Below are 5,404 nucleotides of genomic sequence, written 5' to 3' on the forward strand. Positions count from 1 at the left end.
CAGCTCGATGCCCCACTCGGCGAAGAGCAGCCGGGCGAGGTCCGTCCACTCCTCGGTGCGCGGATTCCCGGCGCCCGCGTAGACGGTCTCGCCGGACACCCGGTTCGGTTCGCAACCCGCCCTCTTCGTGCGTGCAGCGGATACGTACGGCGTCAGCGCGTCTTTCCGCCGCGCGGCATCCGCATGCCCTTCGGCATCGGGCCCTTGGGCAGCGGCATGTTGCTCATCAGGTCGCCCATCGCGCGCAGCCGGTCGTTGGCGGCCGTCACCTGCGGGCCGGTCAGGATGCGCGGCAGCTTCAGCATCTTGGTGCGCACCTTCTTGAGCGGCACCTGCCCCTCGTCGTTGCCGACGACGATGTCGTGCACCGGTACGTCGACCAGGATGCGCGCCATCTTTTTCTTCTCGGCCGCGAGCAGCAGCTTCACCCGGTTCGGGTTGCCCTCGCCGACCAGCACGATGCCCGCCTTGCCCACGGCGCGGTGGACGACGTCCTGGCTGCGGTTCATCGCGACCGCGGGGGTCGTGGTCCAGCCACGGCCCACCCGGTCCAGCACTGCCGCCGCGGCGCCCGGCTGTCCTTCCATCTGCCCGAAGGCCGCGCGCTCCGCACGCCGTCCGAAGACGATCGCCATCGCGAGGAGGGCCAGCACGAAGCCCAGGATGCCCAGGTAGATCGGGTGGTCGATCAGGAAACCGACCGCGAGGAGGACACCGAAGGTGACGATTCCCACACCCGCGACGACAAGACCGATCTTGGGGTCGGTCCGCCGGGTCATCTTGTAGGTCAGGGCGATCTGCTTGAGCCGCCCCGCGTTCTCGGCGCTGTTCGCGCCTTCAGTGTTTGCCTTCCTCGCCATGCACAGAAGTTTACGTGGCCTAGGAACGGTGGTCGGCCGCGGCCTCCAGTACGTACTCGGCCTCGACCCGGTCCTTGGCCCGGCGCCGGTCCTCCAGGACGGCAGTCCAGGCGTTGCGGCGGGCGGTGCGCTGGCCGCTGCTCAGCAGCAGCGACTCGACGGCGCGGAGAGCATTGGTGACGGAAGGGATGGCGGTGGCGCGTACCGGCACGGCCTGCATCGTGGAAATCTCCTCGGAGCGGATGTGCGGACTGAGTTGCATGGACTCAGCTGCCCGGGCCGGTCTGCCCGGGACTGCGTTGCGCGAAGTAGTGGGCGCGCGCCGGGTGCGGGAAGCAGGGGTGGCAGCTGCCCGCAGAGGCGCTGCGCCGTTGCACCCAGCGTCATTGCTCGGTGTTACCAGCGCATGACCGGTCGGTCAAACACCAATGAACCCTTGATATGGGCGCCGCGCACGCCGACGCGGCCCATACGCGCCCCCGACCTGCGGGGAGCGTATGGGCCGTGTCGAATCAGCTATTACTGTTCGGTAGCTTCTTGTGCTCGGATTCACACAGTGGGCGCCGCTGTGACGGCGCCGCGCCGCTCGATCGCCTGCTGGAAAAGACGGCCCGCGCGGTACGAGGAACGGACCAGCGGCCCGGACATCACGCCGGAGTAGCCGATCTCGTCGGCCTCCTCCTTCAGCTCCACGAACTCCTGCGGCTTCACCCAGCGCTCGACCGGGTGGTGGCGTACGGACGGCCGCAGGTACTGCGTGATCGTGATGAGCTCGCAACCCGCGTCGTGCAGATCCTGGAGCGCCTCGCTGACTTCCTCGCGGGTCTCGCCCATGCCGAGGATCAGGTTGGACTTGGTCACCAGGCCGGCCTCGCGGGCCCGCGTGATGACCTCCAGGGAGCGCTCGTACCGGAAACCGGGGCGGATCCGCTTGAAGATCCGCGGCACTGTCTCGACGTTGTGCGCGAGCACCTCGGGGCGCGAGGAGAAGACCTCGGCGAGCTGCTCGGGCACCGCGTTGAAGTCGGGGACCAGCAGCTCGACCTTGGTGCGGCCGGCCTCCCGGTCCGCGGTCAGCGCGTGGATCTGGCGCACCGTCTCCGCGTACAGCCAGGCACCGCCGTCCTCCAGGTCATCGCGTGCGACGCCGGTGATGGTGGCGTAGTTCAGGTCCATCGTGACGACGGACTCGCCGACCCTGCGGGGCTCGTCCCGGTCCAGCGCCTGCGGCTTGCCCGTGTCGATCTGGCAGAAGTCGCAGCGCCGGGTGCACTGGTCGCCGCCGATGAGGAACGTGGCCTCGCGATCCTCCCAGCACTCGAAGATGTTGGGGCAGCCGGCTTCCTGGCACACCGTGTGCAGACCCTCGCTCTTCACGAGCTTCTGCAGCTGGTTGTACTCGGGGCCCATCTTCGCCCGGGTTTTGATCCACTCGGGCTTGCGCTCGATGGGGGTCTGGCTGTTCCGGACCTCAAGGCGCAGCATCTTGCGCCCGTCGGGTGCGACAGCGGACACTCCGGCACTCCCCTTTGCTTTCACTGCATTGGATTCTTCGGCGAACACCAGGGTACGCCCGTAGTTCAAACGGCTTTACGTCTGGCCAACCTGTGGCCGGCAGGGCCTATTCCTCGCCGGATCTCCAGGCTGTCATGCCGTGGCCACGGCATCCGCCGGGCGCTCGATGGTGCGCGGGGCGAGCTCCGCGTTCTCCAGGATGTCCTTGAGGTGCTTCTCGACGACCGGGAGCACGTCCGCGATCGCGATGTCGCGACCCAGTTCGTACGCGAGTGACGTGACGCCCGCGTCCCGGATGCCGCACGGCACGATGCGGTCGAACCAGGTGTTGTCCGGGTTCACATTGAGCGAGAAGCCGTGCATGGTCACACCCTTGGCGACCCGGATGCCGATCGCGGCCAGCTTGCGGTCCTCGCGGCGTTGCCCGGCGTTGGACGGGGCGTACTCGGGGCCGTTCAGCCGCGGGTCGAACTCCTCGTCCTGCAGGCGCGGGTCGAAGTCGAGGGAGAGACCGCCGATCGAGGGACGGTCCTCAACCGGGTCGCCGAGGACCCAGACCCCGCTGCGGCCCTCGACCCGGGAGGTCTCCAGACCGAATTCGGCGGCGGTACGGATCAGCGCGTCCTCCAGCCGGCGGACATGCGCGACGACATCCACCGGGCGGGGCAGCTTCTGAATCGGGTAGCCGACCAGCTGTCCGGGACCGTGCCAGGTGATCTTTCCACCGCGGTCCACATCGATGACCGGGGTGCCGTCCAGCGGGCGCTCACTGTCGGTCGTGCGCCGCCCCGCCGTGTAGACGGGCGGGTGTTCCAGCAGCAGACAGGTGTCCGGGACGGTGTCCTCGAATCTGGCCGCGTGCACCTCGCGCTGCTTCTGCCAGGCCTCCCGGTAGTCGACGGCTTCCTCGCCGAATCCCAGCCGGACGAACCGAAGCTCAGTCACGACAGATGCCTCCCTACTCGCGGTGCCGGGAGCCGGGGTGTCCGGAGCCACGCCACCATGCACTGAATCAGCCCCGAGCCACTGTACGACCGGACTCCGGGCGGCGGCCCAGCAGGTCGTTCCCGTCAGCGCCACCCCCAATCCTCACACGATCGGATGAAAGTGAAGCGAAGGCGGCTGCGACCGCCGCAGAGGCCGCTAAATTCACGCCGTTCCATTAGGGCTGCCCGCCCGGCCCCGAAGGCAGGAGACCGTACAGCTGATGTCGGAACGACCTCCGCAGCGCACCCCCAACCGCCGACTCGCCTCGCTCATCGCCGAGGCCGGCTTCTCCAACGCCGGCCTCGCCCGCAGGGTGGACCAACTCGGCCTGGAACACGGCCTCGACCTGCGGTACGACAAGACCTCCGTGACCCGCTGGCTGCGCGGCCAGCAGCCGCGCGGAACCGCCCCCGCGCTGATCGCCGAGGTCTTCACCCGGCGGCTCGGGCGCCGCCTCTCCGCGCAGGACCTGGGCCTCGACGCATGCGCCCCTGTCTACGCGGGCCTGGAGTTCGCGGCCACGCCCGCCGAGGCGGTCGACATCGTCAGCGGACTGTGGCGGAAGGACACGGGCAGCCATGCGGAGCTGCGCAAGATCGCCTTCACCCCGGCCGGGCTCGTCGTCCCCAGCAGGGACTGGCTGATCGGCCGGGCCGACGAATGGGTGGGACGGGGGAGCGATTCCTCGCCCCCGGCGCCGGGTGGGGCCGGTGGTGCCCGTGAGGCTGGTGGGCTCGGCAGGTCCGTCGGGGCCTCTGGGGCCGTAGGGACTGCAGGGGCCACCGAGGCCGGTGGTTCGGCGCGGCCCGGTGGTCCCGGCGGAGCGCGCGGGATCGGGGCGCAGGGGTTGCACGGGTCGCACTGGCCCGGCGGCAGTGGGCACGGTGTGGCGGGGGCGTCCGGCGTCAGTGGCCGCAACGGGGCCCGTGGGCCCGTTCCGTCCCGGCCTTCCGGACCGTCCGCGCCACCCGGACCCCCCGCACCCTCGACCGCCCCCGGCGTCCCCCGGCAACGGCAGGGCGACCGCGGCCCAGGCCAGCGGGTCAGCAACGGTGATGTCGCCGCCCTGCGGTCGGTCGGCGAACTCTTCCGCGCCCTCGACAACGCCTACGGCGGCGGCCACGCCCGGCAGGCCCTCGTCCGGTATCTGGAGCACGAGACGGAACCGATGCTTCGAGGGACCTACGGGGAGGCCGTCGGGCGCCGGCTCTTCTCCGCCGCCGCCGATCTGACCCGGCTGGCGGGCTGGACCTCGTACGACATCGCGGCTCACGGCCTGGCCCAGCGGTACTTCGTCCAGGCGCTGCGGCTCGCCCAGGCTGCGGGAGACCGTGCGTACGGCGCCTACGTCCTGATCACCATGAGCCGGCAGGCGGTCTACCTCGGACACGGCAGGGAAGCCGTACAGCTGGCCCGCGTCGCCCAGCAGGGCATCGGTTCGTCGGCGCTGCCCGTCATCCAGGCCCTGCTGCACGCCGTGGAGGCGCGCGGTCACGGGGTGCTCGGCGAGGCCAGGCCCTGCACCGCCTCGCTGGCGCGGGCGGAACACGCGCTGGAGACCGCCCGCTCAGGGGACGAGGTGCCGCACTGGGCACGGTATTTCGACGAGGCCCAGCTCGCCGACGAGTTCGGCCACTGCCACCGGGATCTGCAGCAGTACCGGGCCGCGGCGCAGCACGCCGAGCGCTCCCTCCAGCTGCGCGCCCCGGCGTATGCCCGCAGCCGGCTGTTCTGCCGAGTGGTGCTGGCCTCCGCACGGCTCGGGCTCGGTGAGCTCGACCAGGCGTGCGCGCTCGGCGTCGAGGCCGCCCAGCAGGCGGCTCAGATGCGGTCGGTACGGGCGACGGAGTACGTACGGGACTTCGAGCGCCGCCTGGAGCCGTACCGGGACGCGGCAGCGGTACGCGGATACTGCGAACGGGTCGCCGCGCTGGAGTGACGACCTCCCAGTCCGATGAGGAGCAGGCCCAGCAGCATGATCACCGAGCCGAGCAGCGTGTAGAGGATGAACTTCCAGGCGGCGGCCTGCTTCTGCGCACCGC

5 protein-coding genes and 1 pseudogene are annotated in these 5,404 nt (G+C 70.4%); 1 reads left to right on the forward strand and 5 read right to left on the reverse strand.

The window, feature by feature from the left end:
• The 5 genes and pseudogenes from ABTZ94_RS36010 to lipB form a co-directional block, all read right to left on the reverse strand.
• Positions 1-99 (reverse strand): annotated as a pseudogene (locus tag ABTZ94_RS36010) (LysR family transcriptional regulator); the annotation flags it as partial.
• A 53-nt stretch (positions 100-152) separates the two neighbouring features.
• Entirely contained in the window at positions 153-860 is a 708-nt protein-coding gene (locus ABTZ94_RS36015; RefSeq protein WP_351207421.1) for a DUF4191 domain-containing protein, read from the reverse strand.
• A 19-nt stretch (positions 861-879) separates the two neighbouring features.
• The gene (locus ABTZ94_RS36020) at positions 880-1,080 is read right to left on the reverse strand and encodes an SCO2195 family GlnR-regulated protein (protein WP_351207429.1); all 201 of its coding nucleotides are present in this window, start codon (positions 1,078-1,080) and stop codon (positions 880-882) included.
• Between the two features lie 329 nt (positions 1,081-1,409).
• Positions 1,410-2,375 (reverse strand): lipoyl synthase, encoded by a 966-nt coding sequence (lipA, locus tag ABTZ94_RS36025; RefSeq protein WP_351207423.1) that lies wholly within the window; start codon positions 2,373-2,375, stop codon positions 1,410-1,412.
• Positions 2,376-2,507: 132 nt separating this feature from the next.
• Positions 2,508-3,320, reverse strand: coding sequence for a lipoyl(octanoyl) transferase LipB (lipB, locus tag ABTZ94_RS36030; protein ID WP_351207425.1), 813 nt, complete (start codon positions 3,318-3,320; stop codon positions 2,508-2,510).
• 262 nt (positions 3,321-3,582) lie between these two features.
• Between lipB and ABTZ94_RS36035 the strand changes: the two genes are divergently transcribed.
• Entirely contained in the window at positions 3,583-5,301 is a 1,719-nt protein-coding gene (locus ABTZ94_RS36035; RefSeq protein WP_351207427.1) for an NsdA family TPR-like regulatory protein, read from the forward strand.
• Positions 5,302-5,404: the final 103 nt, after the last annotated feature.

This window comes from Streptomyces sp. NPDC002785 (genome assembly GCF_040295565.1).
Taxonomy (GTDB): Bacteria; Actinomycetota; Actinomycetes; order Streptomycetales; family Streptomycetaceae; genus Streptomyces.

Excerpts from the sequence above, each read along its gene's own strand:
- ABTZ94_RS36015 (WP_351207421.1), bottom strand. The coding sequence starts at position 860 with ATGGCGAGGAAGGCAAACACTGAAGGCGCGAACAGCGCCGAGAACGCG.
- ABTZ94_RS36020 (WP_351207429.1), bottom strand. The coding sequence starts at position 1,080 with ATGCAGGCCGTGCCGGTACGCGCCACCGCCATCCCTTCCGTCACCAAT.
- ABTZ94_RS36035 (WP_351207427.1), top strand. The coding sequence starts at position 3,583 with ATGTCGGAACGACCTCCGCAGCGCACCCCCAACCGCCGACTCGCCTCG.